Raw genomic sequence first — 19243 nt, forward strand, 5'->3', positions numbered from 1 at the left:
GAGGTATAGGGCTTATGATAGAGATAGAGTTAGATAATGAAATAATAGATATAGCAGAGCAAATATTAATGAAGTTTAATATTTTGATTAACATAACAAATAGTAAAGTAATTAGATTATTACCCTCATTTTTAATTACTGAGGATGATATTCATTATTTTTGTGATAGTTTATATGATTTTATAAAAAATACTCATGATCAATGAGGAGAGAATAATGAATAATTTTTTAATCGATAATATTTCAAATCATGGCAATAACTCAATTAAAGTTTTATCAACCATTCATCATAGCTGGCGACAGCGTTCAATAGTTGGTAAAGAACCACCTGATTATTTGAAGTACGACATTAATAAACCTGATTTTATAGAAGAGTTACTTCCATTTTCTGATCATTATGTTTTTAAAGAGTTGAATGATTTGAATAAGAGCCGAGTATTGAGTTGTGGTTGGTTGATTTACAATCAAAAAACAGTTTGCATCGAGAGTGATATTGTTACACCAAGCTGTAATGATATTTTAAACAATAAAATACCCGGATTGTCATCGCCGATTATTCATAAATTGGTTTGCGAAACTTTAGTTGATGAAGCTTTTCATATTCTATTGGTCAAAAATGCAAACTTAATTTGCCAATATAAACGTGATTTGAAAAATATAACATTAGGAGATTTTTCTTTAAAAAATAATTTGCAACATGAACAGCAAAATTATCAGCAAGAATGGCAAAAGATATTGATTCAATTGGCCACATCGATTGTTTCAGAAATTTTTGTCAGTGATTATTTAGATCAATTGAGTTCAAATAATGAGATTCAACCTTTTAATAAGGCCACTGTTTCTGCACATAGGAGCGATGAATTAGCACATTCCAAAATTTTTACAGAAATTACCAAACAGATGGTGATTAAGCTGGACGATATTCAAAAAGAATTCTTAGTCAAAATGTTAGCTCAATCTGTTTTGTGGTTTGCAAATAAAGACTTTGATTTATGGAATAGAGTGTTAGTTCAGTTAAATATTAAAAACAATAGAGTCTTAATCAATGATTGTCGTGCAAACAATGAAATTGGACTGGATAAAATCGATTGTAGTGACTTAATTGAGCTATGTAAAAACGTCGGTCTTTTTGATAAAGATTCATCAAAACAAATTTTCTCCGATTTAAATATCAAAATACAATAAGGAACGCCAATGAAAACAATTAATGTAGTTCAGCATTTAGGTTTTGAAGATTTAGGAATATTTTCTGATGTTCTACAAGCCCATGATTATAGTATTCATTATTTTCAAGCGGGTGTGGATGATTTAACGCCTGCTTTTATTTCGAAAGCGCCACTATTCATCCTTGGTGGTCCAATCGGTGTATATGAAGTGGATACTTATCCATTTCTAAATGTAGAAATAGCATTGCTCAAACAGCGCTTAGATCAAAATTATGCAACCTTTGGGATTTGTTTAGGTGCTCAATTGATTGCTGATGCACTTGGCGCAAATGTATATGCAGGGCATCACAAAGAAATTGGCTGGAGCACATTACAAATCAGTGACTTAGGGCTTGCATCGCCATTACGGTTTTTAGATGGTAAACATGTTTTACATTGGCATGGAGATACGTTTGATTTACCGACACAGGGAGCACATTTAGCAAGCTCAGATTATTATCAGAATCAGGCCTTCTGTATTGGACGTCATATCTTAGCTGTTCAATTTCACCCAGAAGTCAATTATAAGGAGATTGAAAAATGGTTAATTGGACATACCTGTGAATTAAATAAAGCCAATATTGATATTCATAAATTAAGGCAGGATGCATTGCTTTATGGTGAAGAATTAACCCAAGCTGGGCAATTAATGTTGAAAGATTGGTTAAATAATTTAAGTTCCATATAATGTGAACCTTGCCCATTAGAATTGATATTATTATGCAAATTCAAGGAAAGAATGCCAAAGAAATACAAGAGAGTATTCGATTTCTTATTTCACAAGGTGTTTATCAGGAAGGAGACACCTTGCCTAATATTCGAGAGTTGGCAAAGCACTTAAACGTCAATCGTAATACAATTTCTACTGCATATACGGCTTTAGCGAAACTCGGAGTAATTCAAACCAATAAACGTTTAGGAACTCAAGTAAGTTATTCTAAATCACGTGGTGGTGAAGGGAGTCAAAATAATATAAACCCTGAACTGATTGATATTGCGCATGGAAATCCAAATCGTGATTTACTTCCAAATCTCCAATCTTTAAATTTCCAAAGTGCCCGTATGGGGTTGTATGGGGAGGAGATATATGATGAACAATTAAAAAAATATGCTGAAACGAATATTTTTTCAGATCTTATGAGCATTCATTCAGATGCACGTTTAGCATTATCATACGGCGCAATTGATGGAATTGAGCGTATTCTCTCTGCATATTTATTGGCTCAAGATCATGTTGCTATTGAAAACCCTGGTTTTATTAATAGTATAAAAATTCTTGAAAATAATCATTTTCAAATACATTCGATTCGAGTTAATCATGCTGGTTTTAATCTTGAAGATATTGAAAATGCCTTAAATAAAAATGTCAAAGCGTTGATTATTACACCTCGAGCGCATAATCCAACGGGTTATAGTTTGAATGAAAGTGAAGCGACAGCAATTAAAAATATTTTAAGTCATTATCCAAATACTTTGGTTTTAATTGATGATCATTTTTCACTCATTTCTAATGCTGAGTATCATCATATTATTCCAGAAACGACGAAAAATTGGGCTGTTCTTCGCTCTGTGTCTAAATATTTAGGTCCTGATTTACGTTTTTGTTTTATTTGTTGTGATCCTTATACGTCTTTGTTGTTAGAAAAGAAAATGAATTCTGGTACAACATGGGTGAGTCATTTACTACAAAATATTGTGTATCAATTACTAACAACAGAAAAATTTGAACAGCACTTGGAACAAGTGAAGCAATATTATTCAGATAAAAATAATATTTTTGTAAATTTGATGCATGAAAATAAACTGCAATGTGCCATGCAATTTGATGGTTTAAATGTTTGGTTAGAGCTTGATACACCGCAATATTATGCGAAAGCACTACGAGAGAAAGGTTGGCTTGTACGTACAGGTGAGGATTTTTTTGTAGATAATACTCAATTCGGTTTACGCATTACATTATCGGATTTAACTGATCAAGATATAGAGCAATTGGTGAATGATCTCGCTGAGATGATAGAAAAATTGGGCTAGAATAGCGAAAAAGATGAAGCCCTGTCTAACTCAGTTTATGGTTTTTTAATATTTATTTTTGAACGAAGAAAAACCAAAATTTCTGCGCTAATTTTTACAATGAAAGCTTTGCAATGCTATCATACGCTCTTGTTTGAAACCTGTCGTGAGTGCCATGCAATATTCATGTAAATTAAGCCTAAGCAATGAATTAGATACGCAAAAATTAGCGCAAAAATTAGCGCAACATATTGCAGAAGGCGTGATTTATCTGATTGGTGACTTAGGTGCAGGTAAAACAACACTGAGCCGTTATTGGTTACAAAATTTAGGGCATCAGGGTGCAGTGAAAAGCCCAACGTATACACTTGTAGAGCCGTATAATATTGCTGGAAAAGATATTTTTCACTTTGATTTGTATCGCTTAAATGATCCCTATGAACTTGAATTAATGGGTATTCGTGACTATTTAGATGTGCAAAATGCGCTATTTTTATTTGAATGGCCATCCAAAGGTGGTGAGGAAATACCTCAGGCAGATCATGTAATTGATATTCAAAAAACAGATGACGAAATGGTTCGTGAAGTCACAATTACCAGTCATTCAGCGGAATTGATGACAGCCCTACAAGATTTTAACCAGTAAAATGATGGCTTGAATGATTGTTTGAATGACTATTTAGAAAGGTTGATTTTAAATATTGTATTTAAAATCAATTAAATATCATTGAGTTGAAATGATTAAGTCGCTTAATGTAGCCGTTACAAAACAAGATGAATAGAATACCAAACCATAAAAACTTTCTATGTTTTTATGATTGTTTATGGTCATGATTTAGGTTGATTGAATGCAACGAGAAAATATCAGTTTAAGACGTATCCAAACTTTAGATCCTGCATTAGCAAACCAAATTGCAGCAGGTGAGGTGATTGAACGTCCATCGTCAGTGGTCAAAGAATTACTTGAAAATTCAATTGATGCGGGTGCTACAGAACTGATTATTCGTGTAGCGCAAGGTGGTAGTACGCTCATAGAAATCATTGATAATGGTCGTGGTATTCATGCAGAAGATCTCGCATTATCAGTAACAAGACATGCCACCAGTAAAATTCAATCTGCTGAAGAGTTGCAGGCAATTGTAAGCTTAGGATTTCGAGGGGAAGCATTGGCTTCGATTGCTGCTGTTTCACGTCTTACCTTGACCAGTAGTCAGGATGACTCAGGTATTGGCTATCAACTTGAAGTCAATGGTACAGCTTTTGATCATCAAGATATTCAAGCCGTTGCAGCACAGCAAGGTACACATATTCGTATTCAGGATTTGTTTTTTAATGTGCCTGCGCGACGCAAATTTTTAAAAAAACCAAGCACTGAATTTGGGCATATTGAAGAAATTGTACGTCGTATGGCGTTGACACATTTCGATATTCGATTTGTATTGGAACATAATGAAAATATTCGCCTGAACTTACCGATTGCAGACAGTGGTGAATTGCGCTTTCAGCGAGTGCAGCAATTGTTAGGTCGTCAATTTACTGAAAATGCCTATTGGATTGATGCGGACAGTATCAATATGCGTATATCAGGTTGGTTAGGGCATCCTTCAGATGCGCGCGCGCAAGCCGATTTGCAGTATGTTTATGTGAATGGTCGTATTGTCAAAGATAAAACCATTTCGCATGCTTTACGCATGGCCTATGACGGTATTTTACATGGTCATCAACAATCCGCTTATTTGTTATTTTTAGAAGTTGATCCTGAAAATATTGATGTTAATGTTCACCCGACGAAACATGAAATTCGGTTTTTAAATCAACGTGAAGTACATGAATTTGTACGTCACTATGCCAAAGAAACCCTTGCTCAATTCCAAACAGCAACAGCAGAACTCTCATCGGCAATGAAACAGGATGAGCAAGCTTCTGCATGGCAAGCGGCTCAACCACGTTATCAAGAACAATTTCAATTACATCGTGATGCAACGAATCAGCAAGTAAGTGACTATTCAAGTGCGCAAAATGAAAATAGCCTAAGCAATACTGATGTTTCACGAGGTCATGAATTTTCCAATGATGGTTTAACTGATTTTCATTCAAATGCACCACAAACTGTGCATTATCAGCATCAAAATCAGCAACAGTATAAAGGCACACAGCAACTCAATAATGCATTGAAAAGCTATTTAGCCCCTTTACGTGGATTTGATTCAGCAACTCCAAATCATACGCAACAGAATACTGAAAATGGCGCACAAGGTTTAAGCGATCAAGAATCCTATAATCGCTCAGTGCAAGCCATTTCCCAGCAGAATCCATCTCCAATCGATGAATATCCATTGGGAATAGCCATTGCACAGCTTCATGCAATTTACATCCTTGCGCAAAATACCGAAGGTTTAATTATTGTTGATATGCATGCAGCACATGAACGTATTTTATTGCAACAAATGAAGTTAGCTTGGGATAAACCTGAGTTTTGGACATCGCAACAATTACTTATTCCAAAAGTAATTTCGATTACACGTATGCAAGCCACTCGTATTGATGAACTAAAACCTCAATTGGAAAGATTGGGGCTGGATATCGACCAATATGGTGATGAACAAGTGATTGTTCGTGGTGTACCTGCGATATTGCATAAAGCTGATTTTGATTCGTTAGTTCCTGAATTATTAAATGATTTAGATCCAAACGATGAAGCTCAGGCATTGCAACAAAAGCGTGATCATATTTTGGCAGGCATGGCATGTCATGGTGCGGTCAGAGCACACCGTGTGCTTAGCCTTTCTGAAATGAATGCATTATTGCGTCAAATGGAACAAACAGAATTTGCCAGTCAATGTAATCATGGTCGCCCAACTTGGCGTGCTTTTCCATTGACTCAATTAGATAAATTATTTGCTCGAGGAGAGTAATTGTACATGTCAAATCAATTGCCCGTCATCAATTTAATGGGACCGACTGCAAGCGGTAAAACGGCTTTGGCATGTGAATTATACGAACACGGTAATTATGAGCTGATTTCCGTTGATTCTGCGCTTGTTTTTAAAGATATGGATATTGGTACAGCTAAACCTTCAAAAGCTGAACAGGAGCGTTATCCGCATCATTTGATTGATATTATTACACCACTTGAAGTTTATTCTGCGGCTGAGTTTGTTGAAGATGCATCTCGTTTGATTGATGACATACATGCACGTGGTAAAACCCCAATTTTGGTTGGTGGAACAATGTTGTATTTCAAAGCCTTGCTTGAAGGTTTGGCAACTAATTTACCTAGTGCGGACTACGACATTCGAGCAGCGATTGAATTGAAAGGCGAAACCCAAGGTTGGCAGGCGGTTTATGATGAATTAAAAGCGGTTGATCCACTGGCGGGCGAGAAATTTAAGGTGAGTGATAAGCAGCGAATTATTCGTGCATTGGAAGTGTATAAAATCACAGGACGCCCAATTACACAGTTACAAGCTGAACAACCTCAAAAGCAACCATACCGTTACAATTTTCATAATTATGCATTGCTACCAGACCGTGTAGAATTGCATAAACGTATCGAGATGCGTTTGGAAAAAATGTGGGAAATCGGATTTTTAAATGAGGTGGAGAATCTTATGAAAAAATACGATCTCGATGAAAATTTGCCTGCTTTTCGCTCTGTTGGTTATCGTCAAGCTATTGATTTCTTAAAAAACAGTGATAAAAGTCAAGAAAATTATCAAGAAATGTGTGATAAGGCTTTATTTGCGACACGACAATTAGCCAAACGTCAATACACTTGGTTGCGTTCTTTGCAAGAATTGCATCATTTTAAAACTTTTTTTACGATAAAGCAGGCGCAAGAAGACTTGCGAAACTTATACGGATAAAGCAAAATTTAACAACTATCTTTTTTATAAATTTTAATTGAAAAATAAAGATAGTTTTTGCGCTGATTTTAATTTTTTTTGGAGTATAAAATGTCTAAAGGTCAAACTTTACAAGATCCGTTCTTAAATTCTCTCCGTAAAGAACGTATTCCTGTTTCTATTTTTCTTGTAAACGGTATCAAATTACAAGGTCATATTGAATCTTTCGACCAATACGTTGTTTTGTTGAAAAATACTGTAAGCCAAATGGTTTATAAGCATGCGATTTCAACTGTAGTACCTGCACGTAACCCTCGTCCTGCTGGCGCTCCTGCTGGTGCTCAAGGCGCTGCTGGTGGCTTCGGTGGTCAAGCTGGCGGCTTTGGTGGTGGTCAACAAGGCGGTTTTGGTGGTCAACAAGGCAGTTTTGGTGGTCAAGGTGGTTTCGGTAGCCAAGGTGGTTTCGGTGGTCAAGGTGGCTTCGGTAGCCAAGGTGGCTTCGGTGGTCAAGGTGGCTTCGGTGGTCAAGGTGGCTTCGGTGGTCAAGGTGGCTTCGGTGGTCAAGGTACTGACTTCGGTGGCGAAACTAAATTTGAAGATTCACAAGAAGATGAAAACAATCGTTAATTTTTGATTGTAAGATCTAATTGTATGAAAGACGCCTTAATGGCGTCTTTTTTTGTACTTAGTTTTTAAATAAGTGAATATTTGCGTATTCCTAACTCAAGATAAAGCGATGCGATTAGATAATAGTCACGTCAGTTCGGGATAGATTTTGATGTAAGTTATTGAAAAGATAGATCAGGCACAGCGGAGTTTCACCGTTTAAAGGCAGATGCAAGGATTAACCCACTTCGTCTTGCACTTCGCTTGAAATATATTTCAATCTTGTTCAGGTTCGACCTGAGAGGTACTACCTCGCAAGGCTTTCGGGATGAGTGGCACTGCCACGCAAGGGTAAAACCTGAGCTGTGATTAAAGCAGCGCAAGAGTCGCCAACTCGACAGATACCATCAAGTACCTAATATATCGCAAAAACAATATATTACAGATCTTGCGGAATATATTCCTCATGTCTCAAACAATGCGACTGACATTTCCGCGTATCATATAGCTGGGAACATATCTTATCCCGAACTCAGGTTAGTCAGATAATCGTGATCGCCATTTAAGAATATAAATTGATTCAGAGTCATTATGGTTTAGAGGGAGATGGGTATAGTGATATAAAAAACCAGCTATAAAAACTGGTTTTTTGTATTGTCTAAATCCTAGCTTTCGTTCTTTTTAGGATCTAAGCTAGGATCTTTAATTTCAATATATGTATTTGCACGTAGTTCACGAATCCAGCCGTCATATTCTGATTCGAATTGACGTTCGCCTAGAATTTGACGCGCCATACGTTTTTGATATTCACTGGTCATATCTTGCTTACGCGTATCTACAACTTGCAGGATGTGCCAGCCAAACTGTGTTTCAAAAGGCTTGCTGACTTCACCTACAGTGGCACTTTGCATGGTCTTATCAAACTCAGGTACCATCATGCCAGGGCTAACCCAACCTAGGCTACCACCATCACGTGCTGAACCAGGATCGTTTGAATAGGTTGATGCGAGCGTAGCAAAATCTTCACCTGCTTTTAAACGATTATAAATGCTATCAATCATCTGCTTTGCATTTTCAGGGCTGACGACTTCTGATGTTTTAATCAGAATATGACGTGTGTTGTATTGTGGAACCAACGCTTTTTGATCATTCGATTTCTTTTCAACCAGCTTTAAGATATGAATCCCATCTTTTGCTTGAATCAAATCAGTGGTTTGTCCTGCTTGTAAGGTACTCACTCGTGCAGCAAGTTCAGCAGGGATGTCTGAGAGTGGGCGGAAGCCCATATCTGCACCATCCACTTTGATTTGAGCTGTGCTGAATTTTTTACCGATAGCATTGACATCATTGCTGTCTTTTAAATCTGTACGAACAGTTTTCGCTACACTTTCTAGTTCAGCAACAGGTGCTTCACCTGCAACACGCATGTGTAGTACATGTGCCTGACTACCAACAGCAGCCTGACCTTCAGGTGATTTTAAGAAATTTTCAACGTCTAAGTCAGTGATTTTAATACGAGACATCACCTGTTGTTGACTGAGTTTTTGAATCAGTAAATCTTCTGAAACGCGTTCGCGTAGCATTTCATATGTACCAGGAGCAACTGAATCTAATTTTTGTTGGAACGCTTCTAATGAATTTGCACCAGACTGCTGAGCAACTTTTAAGACAGCTTCATTTAAACTTTTTTCATCAGCTTTCAAGCCGTATTTTTTAACCAATTCAAGTTGAGCATCATGTGTGATCAGTTGATTGAGCACTTGAATTTGTAAAATATTTTGTGGAGGAACTTCTTTTTTCTGTGCTTGAAGTTTATGTGTAGCCTCAGCAACACCTTGATCTAAATCACTTTTTAAAATGGCGGTTGTACCAACAACTGCGACAATTTGATCGCTCGGTGCAGCATAAGAGAAAGCAGAAGCTGAGATGAGTAAAGCTAAGCTAGAAGCTTTAAACAATTTTTTAAATTTTTGCGTCTTCATTAATGTGTCCAAGATTGATTAGCTTTATCAAAACCTAAAATACGATTTTGAAGTAATGAGCTTAATTTGTTGTTTAAACCACCGAGTCCTTTTAAGGTTAGTTCTGCCATCACTGCACGTTTAGGCGAAACAGAAGAATCATTTACATCGTCTAGGTCATTGAAATAAGAGCGACCGTATACAGATACGCCCCAACAACAAGACTCATAATTCACACCTAATAAATATTCACGTGCGACATGGTTGTCAAGGTCATATTGAATATGTCCCATGATGCGCCAATTGTCTTTAATCGGTTGCATAAACGATGCAACAGCTTGATCGTATTTATCTTGGCGATCTGGAAGGTCATTTCTATAGAAATACCCGACGTTGTAAAGGTTGCCTTTTTCACCTGTGTAATACAGTTGGAAATCATGTTGAGCGCTATCGCCATTCGACATCCACGCAGAGTTAGTGCTGAATGTGAAATTCTGAGAAAGCTGACTTGAAAGGCTAATGACAGGACCAGTACGTTTTTCTGTATCGATATTATCTGCACTATTCAGCAAGGTTACTCGACGATCGTCGAAATAATAACTTTGCCCAATACTGGCACGTAAACGTTCTAAACCAATCGTATCAAAAAGGCTATAACTTAAACCCAAAGACAAGAAGTTGTTGTCTTCTAAACGGTCATGTCCATAAAAACGATATGGGCTAAATAACTGGTCATAGTTGATCGATGCAGAGGTCGAATCAAAGTTTGGATTACCTTTTTGATTCTCATAAGGTGCATAAGCATAGAATGCACGTGGTGTAATGGTTTGTAAGAATTTTCCTTCTTTTTCAAAGGTTAATCCTGTATCCAATGTAAACTGTGGTACGACAATAGACTTAGTTTTATTGTCTGAACCGAGTCTTTGTTCAGTTTCCTGATCATAATAGGTATTTAAACTACGAACAGAAACTTCAGGAATTGCAAATGCCCACGGATTACGGAAATTGTAGCGTGTTGCGAATTGGTTATATAAACGTGTACCACTTGGTTGATTGACATCTGTTGAGTCATTGATGTCTTTTTGGAAGTAGGCTGTATCGTTATTAAACTCGTATTCTAAACCTTGTGGATTACCCGTAACATAATTGAGTAAGAATTGAGGTAATCGAGCATAAGGTTTATCAACATCTGGAATGGTATCATCCAGTGTCTGGAAATCTTCGACTTTCAACTGCGCTTTTAAACCGGGAATACCATGCGCATAATTCAATTCCCAAGCACGGCGTTGGTTAAGCTCTGTTCTTGAGTTTGGATTATTATCTAGATCAGAAAAGAAGTCTTTATCTGATACATAGTTATATTCTAAGTTGGTTGCCCACTGCTTGTTAATTTGCCAATTGTGCAAAAAATGGAAGTCTTTACGGTCTTGATCTTGGTATTCACGATCGGAAGGTAAATAACTTCCCGAGATCATACCTTTACCATAATTTTCTGTTAAATAACGGAATTCACCTTGAGCGAATATGCCACGATCTGTGATTAATCTTGGCGTAACGGTTGCATCATAATTCGGGGCAAGGTTTAAATAAACAGGAACAGCAAGTTCAAAACCACCGTCATTGGTAAAGCCAAAACCTGGATTTAAAATCCCTGTGGTACGGCGATCATCAATTGGGAAGTTGAAATAAGGTACAGCAAGAACGGGTACATCTTTCACATAAAGCTTAGTGCCGCGTGTCACACCACGACCGGTATCTTGATCTAATTCAATTTGATTTGCTTGAATTTTCCAAGTCGGTTTTTCGTCAGGTGGACAAGTGGTATAGCTGGCATTTTCTAAGACAATTTTGGTCGGTGATGTTCTTTCAATTTTATTGGCATAGCCATGCGCATGCGTAACTTCAGCAATATAGAAACTGTTATCTAGCTGACCTGTTTCATCTTTTAAGTTGTAATTTATTTGGTCACTTTGTGCAATGATGCCACCTTGGGCCATTTGCACATTACCTTTGGCTTTGGCATAGGTTTGTGATTTATCAATCGTTACTTCATCTGCACGAATCATGCGTCCAGCTTGGTCGATCACCACATCACCAGAAAGGATTGAATCCCCATTCGGGTTGAAGTAGCCTTTATCTGCTGTAATGACAGATGATGCTTCTTGCGGATTCGCAGCTTTAGACTGGTTGCTAAAAGGAGTGATCCATACGCCTTCACAATAACGATTACTTAAATTTTTAGAATCGCGAATTTGAGCCTCAGGGGTATTTTTATCAACATAATATTGTTCAAAAAAGTTTTGCCCAGCATAACTTTCTTTGATGGCAGCATTGAGTTGCGTATTATCGACTTCAGAGGCAGTATTTGTTGATTCTGCATAGCTGGATACTGAACTTCCACAAAGAAGTGTCAAAATAGCAGTCGCTAAAGGATTAAATTTAAACTGATGCTTCATTTGTCTCATTAACCAAATATGCTAATCGCAATTAATTATTGTCGCATCATAGAGAAAAAGTCGATAAGTAGCTACACTTAACACTTCAAAAATTCAGCCTGAATTAGATTAAATTGCAAATGAATACACAACGTGAACAATTGATACAAACATGGTTAACATCAGTACTCAATTCAGAACAATTTGAAATCCATTTTTTAGCAGGCGATGCGAGTTTCCGTCGTTATGCACGAATTATATTGAATAATAAAACATTTATGCTCATGGATGCACCTCCTGAGAAGGAAGATTGTCGTCCTTTTGTGTCTATTGATGAATTCTTTGACACAAATGGCGTACGTGTACCGCATATTGTTGCGAAAGACTTGGAAAATGGATTTCTATTGTTAGAAGACTTTGGTGATGTTTTGCTGTCTACACAGCTCAATGACCAAACTGTAGATGCACACTATGCGCAAAGTTTTAAACAGTTGGTGCAATTGCAGTCAATTGTTGGCGCTTCGCATTTACCTGAATACGCCTATGAAAAATTAATTTCGGAAATGGAGTTGTTAACAGATTGGTTATTGCCTTCGTTACACATCCAGCCAACAGCAGACGAGCTTGCATTAATCAAGCGCACTTTCGCGATTCTTGCGAATGCTGCATTGGTACAACCGCAAGTGATCGTACATCGTGATTTTCACAGTCGTAACTTGATGGTTTTAGACGGTGAAACAGAGCAAGGTGTGATTGATTTTCAGGATGCAGTTATCGGCGCAGATACTTATGATTTGATTTCAATTACCCGTGATGCTTATGTGCAGTGGAATCCTGCGCGTGTTTATCAATGGTTTGAAGTGTTTTATGACTTATTGCCTGCGTCAGCCAAACAAGATCGTGATTTTGAACAGTTTAAGCATGATGCGGATTTGATGGCAATTCAACGTCATATCAAAATTTTAGGCATTTTTGTGCGTTTATTTGAACGTGATGGTAAGTCAGGTTATCTGAAGGATTTACCTCGTGTGATGTGGTATTTACTTGAAGAATCGAAACCATATGCAGAATTACAACCTTTTATGCAGTTTATCAATGCTAAGGTACTGCCTAAATTTGAAGAAAAATATGGAAAATATGAGGTTGTAGCATAATGAAGGCAATGATCTTAGCTGCGGGGTTGGGTAATCGCATGCGACCTTTGACTTTATATAGACCTAAACCACTTTTAGAAGTGGGCGGGAAAGCATTGATCGTATGGCATATCGAAAAGTTAAAGGCGATTGGTGTAACAGAAATCGTGATCAATTCCGCATGGTTGGCTGATCAGTTGATTGGTACTTTAGGTGATGGTTCGCAGTTCGGTGTGACTATTCGCTGGACACGTGAAGATGAAGGCTTAGAAACAGCAGGTGGAATTATCAATGCTTTGCCTTTATTGGGCAGTCAGCCTTTTATTTTAGTCAATGGTGATGTTTGGACAACTTTTGATTTTGCATCGTTGTTAAATATAGATCTCGGTGATGATTTAGCACACTTGGTTTTTGTGACCAATCCAGAACAGCATCCTGATGGTGATTTTACCTTAGCAAACGGTCGTGCATATACTTTTGATCAAGCACAGCAAGGTGAGAACCTCACTTATAGTGGCGTTGCGGTGATTAACCCTAAAATGTTTGATGGTTTGGAAACAGGTAAGCGACCACTTGCACCTTTATTAAAGCAAGGCATGTTGGATGGCAAAATTTCTGCTGAGAAAATGCAAGCAGCATGGGTTGATGTAGGAACACCTGAACGTTTAACTACGCTAGATTTGCAAATTCGACAAGGTGCATACCTTTAAAAACAATTTATAAGCTTTAAAAGGGTTTATCAGCTTTAAAAGTGCTTATAAGTGAAAGTTAATACGCTTAAGTGCGTATTAACTCGTCGTTAACTACTGTTCCACGGGCGAGAAATCGGTATACTTTCAGCTAATTTTTTAGAGATGTTATTTGATTATGCATCCATTTTTTCAAGAGTTAAAGCAAGGCAGTCAAAAGCTTGGCTTAAAACTAAGTGATGAAGCATTGGGATTGTTGTTACAGTACCAAGATGCACTTGTGCTGTGGAACAAAGCTTATAATCTAACAGCGATTCGTGATCCAAAAGAAATGTTGGTGAAACATTTATTGGATAGTTTAAGTATTTTGAATGATTTACCAGCAGGTCGTTTACTGGATATCGGTACAGGTGGTGGTATGCCTGGAATGATCATTGCATTATGTCAACCTGAACGCCAATGTGTTTTATTGGATTCAAATGGTAAGAAAATTCGTTTTCTGAAACAGTTTATTGCAGACCTAAAATTAAAAAATGTGATTGCAGTTCAAACGCGTGTTGAAAATGAAGACAGCATAAATGAATTAGGTCAATTTGATGTGATCACCAGTCGTGCATTTGCATCATTAACCGATTTTGTTGCTGCATCACAACCTTATATGCATGCAAGCAGTATTATTGCTTCGATGAAAGGTTTGATTCCAACTGAAGAAGTTGATGCATTAAAAGATCAATATAGTTGCGACATTATTGAATTGAATGTTCCTAGACTAGATGAACAACGTCACTTACTTTTATTAAAACAGATCTAAAAAACAGACAAGGATTGGGGTTACCATGGCTCAAATTATTGCTATCGCAAACCAAAAAGGTGGCGTCGGTAAAACCACGACAGCAGTGAATTTGGCTGCATCTTTGGCAGTCTTAAAAAAACGTGTGTTATTGGTAGATATGGACTCGCAAGGCAATGCCACGATGGGTTCAGGTATTCAAAAAAACGATTTATTGTATTCTGTAACTGATGTTCTATTGGGCGAAACACCGATTGAAACTGCGATCACGAAGGCAGAAGTGGGTTATAAAGTCTTAGGCTCTAATCGTGATTTGGCAGGTGTAGAGCTTGTTATTGCAGAACAAGAAGGCCGTGAATTTATTCTCCGTGATGCATTAAAAAAAATTGAAAAAGATTTTGACTATATCATCGTTGACTGTGCGCCAAGTTTGAGTCTGATCACAGTCAATGCTTTGACTGCGGTACACAGTGTGATGATTCCAATGCAATGTGAATATTATGCTTTGGAAGGGTTGGCTGATTTAACTCAAACCATTGATAAAATTCAGCAAGCGCTCAATCCTGATTTGGAAATCATTGGTGTATTGCGTACCATGTATGATGCACGTAATGCGTTGACTCGTGATGTTTCTACAGAGTTAGAGCAATATTTCGGTAAGAAGTTGTATGATACCGTCATTCCACGAAATGTACGTTTGGCAGAAGCGCCTGCGCATGGTTTGCCGATTATCTATTTTGAAAAAAGCTCTAAAGGTGCAATTGCATATTTAAATTTAGCAGCTGAAATGTTGAAAAAAAGTAAAGTGAAAAAAGGAAGTAAAGCATGACCGTTAAAAAAAGAGGCTTGGCTAAAGGTCGTGGCTTAGATGCGTTATTAGGTTCAATCCAAAAAGAAAAATTACAGCTTGAAGTTCAGGCACTTGATCATGGTCAATTAAAGCAAATTGATGTGACTCAATTAAAGCGTGGTACCTATCAACCACGTCGCTTTATCAATGAGCAAGATTTACAAGAGCTTGCAGCATCAATTAAAAAACATGGTGTGATGCAGCCGATTGTGATTCGACCAATCGATGATGAAGATTTTGCGTATGAAATTATTGCAGGTGAGCGTCGCTGGCGAGCTGCACAGTTGGCTGGATTGACTGAGATTCCTGCGATTGTGCGTGATTTAACCGATCAAGTCGCGATTGCATTGGCATTGATTGAAAATATTCAACGTCAAGATTTGAATCCGATTGATCAAGCTTTGGCATTGCAGCGTTTTCATGAAGAATTTGGTTTAAGCCATCAAGAAATTGCCGATACTGTAGGTAAAGCACGTACAACAGTCAGTAATTTACTGCGTTTGCTCAGTCTTGAAGAAGAGATTAAAGCGTTGATGCAACAAGGTCAAATTGATATGGGACATGCCCGTGCAATTTTGACCATGAAAGCCAAAGATCAATTGCAAATTGCAAAAATTGTGATTGAGAAAAGTTTATCTGTTCGTCAGACTGAGCAATTGGTTCGTGACTGGAATGAGCCGAAACAGGAAAAATCTAAAGATCCACAAGCACCTGATGTACAACAACTGACTCAAAAGTTAGCTGAACGTTTTAGTGCAAGTGTGAAAATAGATTACAACAAGCAAGGTAAAGGGAAATTAGTCATTAGCTATAATTCATTGGATGAATTGGATGGCATTTTAAATATCTGTTTAGCAGAAAAATAATTTTTTAAACGGTTTTATAAAATTGGGGAACGAAAGATGTGGGAACTTGTAAAGGCTGGCGGCTGGTTAATGCTGCCATTGGTTTTATGTTCAATTTTTACTGTAGCAATCTCGATCGAGAGGTTTATACGGTTAAAACGATCTTTGGTTCTCCCTAAATCGTTGATGATGCAAAAAGGTCGCAGTTTGGATGATGTGCTCGATGTTTTAGAGCAAGATAAAACTGCTGGTCAAACATCTTTAGGTTATATTTTTAAAGATGGCATAGATGCTTATTCTCAAGGTGAGGATTATGCACGTGCGCAGATGGAAGCCAGTGCTTCACGTGAAATTGGTTATTTAGAAAAAAATATTAATTTTCTAGGTACATTGAGCGCAGTTGCACCTTTACTGGGTCTATTGGGTACAGTTGTTGGAATTATTGAGTCATTCTTGGTGATTGATTTAGGTTCGACCGCAAATCCAACCATGATGATTCCAGGTATTTCAAAAGCACTGATTACCACAGCAGCAGGTATGGTCATCGCAATTCCTGCTTTATTCGCTTATCGTTATTTTCAGCGTTTGGTTCAGGAATATGTGGCTGAGTTGGAACAACAAGCGACGTTATTTCATGCCTCTTTATTTTTTCAAAAGCACCATGAAAAAGATCAGAAGAAAGCTGGTTAATCATTCATTAGGGGTGTTTAGATGAAATTTAGACGTAAAACGGTTGAAGATATTCATATCAATCTCACACCGATGATTGATTGTCTATTGTTTATTCTTGTGATTTTGTTGTTGACCACCACATTTAATCAGCAGAGTCGTATTAACTTATCGTTACCAGATGCACAAGGTGTGCCACCAAAAGAATATAAAAACAAAATTGAAGTCATGGTAGACTCATCAGGTCATTATGCAGTCAATGGTCAGGCACTTTCGAGTAAAGAAGGTTCTGATTTGAGTACTGCAATCAAACAAGCAGCCAATGATCGTCGTGATCTAATGTTTATCATTGCTGCAGATGCAAAAGCAACACATCAAGATGTTATACGAGTAATGGATGTCGCAGGACAACTAGGTTTCGTGAATGTCAATATTAGTACTAAAGTTCCATCCCGAGGTTATTAATCAGTGAAACAAGATTTTAAGGTTTACGTTCGCCTTTTATCGTATTTAAAGCCGTATTGGGGGATCGCCTTATTAGTTGTTGTTGGATTTGGTATTAATGCCGCGACAGAAGTTTCTGTTGCAAAGTTACTCAAATACATTATTGATGCAATCCAAAGCGGTAATAGAGCAGATTTGGATTGGTTCCCTGCATTAATTATTTTACTGATTTTTTTCCGTGGTTTAGGTTTATTCATGGGTGGCTATTTTACAGCAGTCATTTCCAGAAGTTTGGTTTTTAGTATTCGTCAAGAAATTTACGCCAAGCTTTTAAAACTTCCATCGCAGTATTATTTGGATAATTCATCGGGTCACATTACTGCAAAGATCATGTATAACGTGGAGCAGTTGACTGCGGCTTCATCAGAATCATTAAAGATTTTGGTTCGTGATGGTGCAATTACCATCGGTTTGTTGGGGTATTTGCTGTATACCAATTGGCGTTTAACACTGTGTATTTTTATTTTTGTACCTATTATCGGTTTCTTAGTGCGTAAAGCTTCTAAGCGTTTGCGTAAGCTTTCTCTGCAAGTTCAAAATACCATGGGTGATGTGAACCATATCGTACAAGAAACAGTGAGTGGTAATGCTGTTGTAAAGAGCTTTGCTGGTGAGGAAAGTGAACAGCAACGCTTTTATAAGTCTTCACAAGAAAACTTAAAACGTGGCTTGAAAATGGTTGTGGTTCAAAATCTCAATAGCCCACTTGTACAGTTGGTGATGGCTTTTGCTTTGAGTATTATTATTTGGCTGGCATTACGTCCACAAATTTTAGGAAATACCTCAGCCGGTGAATTCGTTGCATTTATTACCGCGGCAGGTTTGTTGGCTAAGCCAGTAAAAAGTTTGACTGATATTAATGAGAAGCTACAGCGTGGTATGGCAGCAGCCTATTCGGTATTTGAATTATTGGATCTTCCACAAGAAGAAGATACAGGTACACTCCGACCAAGCTTACAAGGTGTGATTAAGTTTGATCATGTGGGTTTGGTTTATAAAGATGATGTTAAAGCAATTGACGATTTTAATTTAGATATCCAAGCTGGACAAACAGTTGCATTGGTTGGACGTTCTGGTGCGGGCAAGTCCTCCTTAGTGAATATGCTGGTGCGTTTTCAAGAGGTGAGTTCTGGAGAGATTTATCTTGATGGCATTCCAATTCAAGATATTGAGCTCAAATGTTTACGTTCGCAAATTGCAATGGTGAATCAGCAAGTGGTGTTGTTTGACCGAACTGTGCGTGAAAATATTGCGTATGGGCAGTTAGGATCTGCAACAGATGAGCAAGTGATTGCTGCTGCAAAAGCTGCCTACGCTCATGAATTCATTATGGCTTTGCCAAAAGGTTATGATACGCCATTAGGTGCGCAAGGTTTGAGTTTATCTGGTGGTCAACGTCAGCGTATAGCCATCGCACGTGCAATATTAAAAGATGCACCAATTCTGATTCTTGATGAAGCGACCAGTGCTCTCGATAATGAATCAGAACACTTTATTCAAAAAGCTTTTGACGCAGCGATGCAGGATCGAGATCGTACCACGATTGTGATTGCACATCGTTTATCGACAATTGAAAGTGCAGACTTGATTGTGGTTATGGATAAAGGGCGTATTATAGAAAAAGGTACGCATGTTGAGTTATTGGCACAGCAGGGCGCTTATTATCAACTTCATGAACGTAATTTTGAGGAATAATTGCAC

17 protein-coding genes and 1 pseudogene are annotated in these 19243 nt (G+C 37.6%); 16 read left to right on the forward strand and 2 right to left on the reverse strand.

What is annotated here, in order from left to right; genetic code table 11:
• From GGG_RS21370 to hfq, 8 genes and pseudogenes are all read left to right on the forward strand, one after another.
• Positions 1-206 (forward strand): annotated as a pseudogene (locus tag GGG_RS21370) (aspartate aminotransferase family protein); the annotation flags it as partial.
• Between the two features lie 10 nt (positions 207-216).
• A complete protein-coding gene (locus GGG_RS0112930; RefSeq protein ID WP_010115475.1) occupies positions 217-1185 on the forward strand; it encodes a diiron oxygenase in 969 nt (322 codons plus the stop codon).
• Positions 1186-1194: 9 nt separating this feature from the next.
• Complete coding sequence (locus tag GGG_RS0112935) at positions 1195-1893, forward strand: glutamine amidotransferase (protein WP_010115477.1); 699 nt, start codon at positions 1195-1197, stop codon at positions 1891-1893.
• Positions 1894-1925: 32 nt separating this feature from the next.
• The gene (locus GGG_RS0112940; RefSeq protein WP_010115479.1) at positions 1926-3236 is read left to right on the forward strand and encodes an aminotransferase class I/II-fold pyridoxal phosphate-dependent enzyme; all 1311 of its coding nucleotides are present in this window, start codon (positions 1926-1928) and stop codon (positions 3234-3236) included.
• A 154-nt stretch (positions 3237-3390) separates the two neighbouring features.
• Positions 3391-3861 (forward strand): tRNA (adenosine(37)-N6)-threonylcarbamoyltransferase complex ATPase subunit type 1 TsaE, encoded by a 471-nt coding sequence (tsaE, locus tag GGG_RS0112945; RefSeq protein WP_029574578.1) that lies wholly within the window; start codon positions 3391-3393, stop codon positions 3859-3861.
• A 202-nt stretch (positions 3862-4063) separates the two neighbouring features.
• Entirely contained in the window at positions 4064-6130 is a 2067-nt protein-coding gene (gene mutL / locus GGG_RS0112950; protein ID WP_010115481.1) for a DNA mismatch repair endonuclease MutL, read from the forward strand.
• A 6-nt stretch (positions 6131-6136) separates the two neighbouring features.
• The gene (miaA, locus tag GGG_RS0112955; protein WP_010115482.1) at positions 6137-7081 is read left to right on the forward strand and encodes a tRNA (adenosine(37)-N6)-dimethylallyltransferase MiaA; all 945 of its coding nucleotides are present in this window, start codon (positions 6137-6139) and stop codon (positions 7079-7081) included.
• A 90-nt stretch (positions 7082-7171) separates the two neighbouring features.
• Positions 7172-7687: an RNA chaperone Hfq gene (gene hfq, locus GGG_RS0112960; protein WP_010115483.1), complete on the forward strand. Its 516-nt coding sequence runs from the start codon at positions 7172-7174 to the stop codon at positions 7685-7687.
• Between the two features lie 644 nt (positions 7688-8331).
• Here the strand turns inward: hfq and GGG_RS0112965 are convergent.
• The gene (locus tag GGG_RS0112965; protein WP_010115484.1) at positions 8332-9648 is read right to left on the reverse strand and encodes a peptidylprolyl isomerase; all 1317 of its coding nucleotides are present in this window, start codon (positions 9646-9648) and stop codon (positions 8332-8334) included.
• A complete protein-coding gene (locus GGG_RS0112970) occupies positions 9648-12083 on the reverse strand; it encodes an LPS-assembly protein LptD (RefSeq protein ID WP_010115485.1) in 2436 nt (811 codons plus the stop codon). The genes GGG_RS0112965 and GGG_RS0112970 overlap by 1 nt, the downstream gene beginning before the upstream one ends.
• 119 nt (positions 12084-12202) lie before the next feature.
• Here GGG_RS0112970 and GGG_RS0112975 point away from each other — a divergent pair, with 119 nt between their 5' ends.
• The 8 genes from GGG_RS0112975 to msbA all read left to right on the forward strand — a co-directional run bounded on the left by GGG_RS0112975 (position 12203) and on the right by msbA (position 19237).
• Positions 12203-13216 carry an aminoglycoside phosphotransferase family protein gene (locus GGG_RS0112975; protein ID WP_010115487.1) on the forward strand — a complete coding sequence of 338 codons (1014 nt, stop codon included), beginning with the start codon at positions 12203-12205 and terminating at the stop codon, positions 13214-13216.
• Positions 13216-13905 carry an N-acetylmuramate alpha-1-phosphate uridylyltransferase MurU gene (murU, locus tag GGG_RS0112980; protein ID WP_010115488.1) on the forward strand — a complete coding sequence of 230 codons (690 nt, stop codon included), beginning with the start codon at positions 13216-13218 and terminating at the stop codon, positions 13903-13905. The genes GGG_RS0112975 and murU overlap by 1 nt, the downstream gene beginning before the upstream one ends.
• Before the next feature lie 157 nt (positions 13906-14062).
• Complete coding sequence (gene rsmG / locus GGG_RS0112985; RefSeq protein ID WP_010115489.1) at positions 14063-14695, forward strand: 16S rRNA (guanine(527)-N(7))-methyltransferase RsmG; 633 nt, start codon at positions 14063-14065, stop codon at positions 14693-14695.
• A gap of 25 nt (positions 14696-14720) precedes the next feature.
• Entirely contained in the window at positions 14721-15503 is a 783-nt protein-coding gene (locus GGG_RS0112990; RefSeq protein ID WP_010115490.1) for a ParA family protein, read from the forward strand.
• Entirely contained in the window at positions 15500-16390 is an 891-nt protein-coding gene (locus tag GGG_RS0112995; protein WP_010115491.1) for a ParB/RepB/Spo0J family partition protein, read from the forward strand. Before GGG_RS0112990 ends, GGG_RS0112995 begins: the two co-directional genes overlap by 4 nt.
• 36 nt (positions 16391-16426) lie before the next feature.
• Positions 16427-17059 carry a MotA/TolQ/ExbB proton channel family protein gene (locus GGG_RS0113000; protein WP_010115493.1) on the forward strand — a complete coding sequence of 211 codons (633 nt, stop codon included), beginning with the start codon at positions 16427-16429 and terminating at the stop codon, positions 17057-17059.
• 21 nt (positions 17060-17080) lie between these two features.
• Complete coding sequence (locus tag GGG_RS0113005; protein ID WP_010115494.1) at positions 17081-17503, forward strand: biopolymer transporter ExbD; 423 nt, start codon at positions 17081-17083, stop codon at positions 17501-17503.
• Positions 17504-17506: 3 nt separating this feature from the next.
• A complete protein-coding gene (msbA, locus tag GGG_RS0113010) occupies positions 17507-19237 on the forward strand; it encodes a lipid A export permease/ATP-binding protein MsbA (RefSeq protein WP_010115495.1) in 1731 nt (576 codons plus the stop codon).
• Positions 19238-19243 lie beyond the last annotated feature (6 nt).

This window comes from Acinetobacter sp. P8-3-8 (assembly GCF_000214135.1).
GTDB lineage: Bacteria > Pseudomonadota > Gammaproteobacteria > Pseudomonadales > Moraxellaceae > Acinetobacter.

Excerpts from the sequence above, each read along its gene's own strand:
- GGG_RS0112940 (WP_010115479.1), top strand. The coding sequence starts at position 1,926 with ATGCAAATTCAAGGAAAGAATGCCAAAGAAATACAAGAGAGTATTCGA.
- rsmG (WP_010115489.1), top strand. The coding sequence starts at position 14,063 with ATGCATCCATTTTTTCAAGAGTTAAAGCAAGGCAGTCAAAAGCTTGGC.
- GGG_RS0112930 (WP_010115475.1), top strand. The coding sequence starts at position 217 with ATGAATAATTTTTTAATCGATAATATTTCAAATCATGGCAATAACTCA.
- hfq (WP_010115483.1), top strand. The coding sequence starts at position 7,172 with ATGTCTAAAGGTCAAACTTTACAAGATCCGTTCTTAAATTCTCTCCGT.
- GGG_RS0112990 (WP_010115490.1), top strand. The coding sequence starts at position 14,721 with ATGGCTCAAATTATTGCTATCGCAAACCAAAAAGGTGGCGTCGGTAAA.
- GGG_RS0112970 (WP_010115485.1), bottom strand. The coding sequence starts at position 12,083 with ATGAAGCATCAGTTTAAATTTAATCCTTTAGCGACTGCTATTTTGACA.
- GGG_RS0113005 (WP_010115494.1), top strand. The coding sequence starts at position 17,081 with ATGAAATTTAGACGTAAAACGGTTGAAGATATTCATATCAATCTCACA.
- tsaE (WP_029574578.1), top strand. The coding sequence starts at position 3,391 with ATGCAATATTCATGTAAATTAAGCCTAAGCAATGAATTAGATACGCAA.
- GGG_RS0112935 (WP_010115477.1), top strand. The coding sequence starts at position 1,195 with ATGAAAACAATTAATGTAGTTCAGCATTTAGGTTTTGAAGATTTAGGA.
- murU (WP_010115488.1), top strand. The coding sequence starts at position 13,216 with ATGAAGGCAATGATCTTAGCTGCGGGGTTGGGTAATCGCATGCGACCT.
- miaA (WP_010115482.1), top strand. The coding sequence starts at position 6,137 with ATGTCAAATCAATTGCCCGTCATCAATTTAATGGGACCGACTGCAAGC.
- GGG_RS0112975 (WP_010115487.1), top strand. The coding sequence starts at position 12,203 with ATGAATACACAACGTGAACAATTGATACAAACATGGTTAACATCAGTA.
- mutL (WP_010115481.1), top strand. The coding sequence starts at position 4,064 with ATGCAACGAGAAAATATCAGTTTAAGACGTATCCAAACTTTAGATCCT.
- GGG_RS0112995 (WP_010115491.1), top strand. The coding sequence starts at position 15,500 with ATGACCGTTAAAAAAAGAGGCTTGGCTAAAGGTCGTGGCTTAGATGCG.
- GGG_RS0113000 (WP_010115493.1), top strand. The coding sequence starts at position 16,427 with ATGTGGGAACTTGTAAAGGCTGGCGGCTGGTTAATGCTGCCATTGGTT.
- GGG_RS0112965 (WP_010115484.1), bottom strand. The coding sequence starts at position 9,648 with ATGAAGACGCAAAAATTTAAAAAATTGTTTAAAGCTTCTAGCTTAGCT.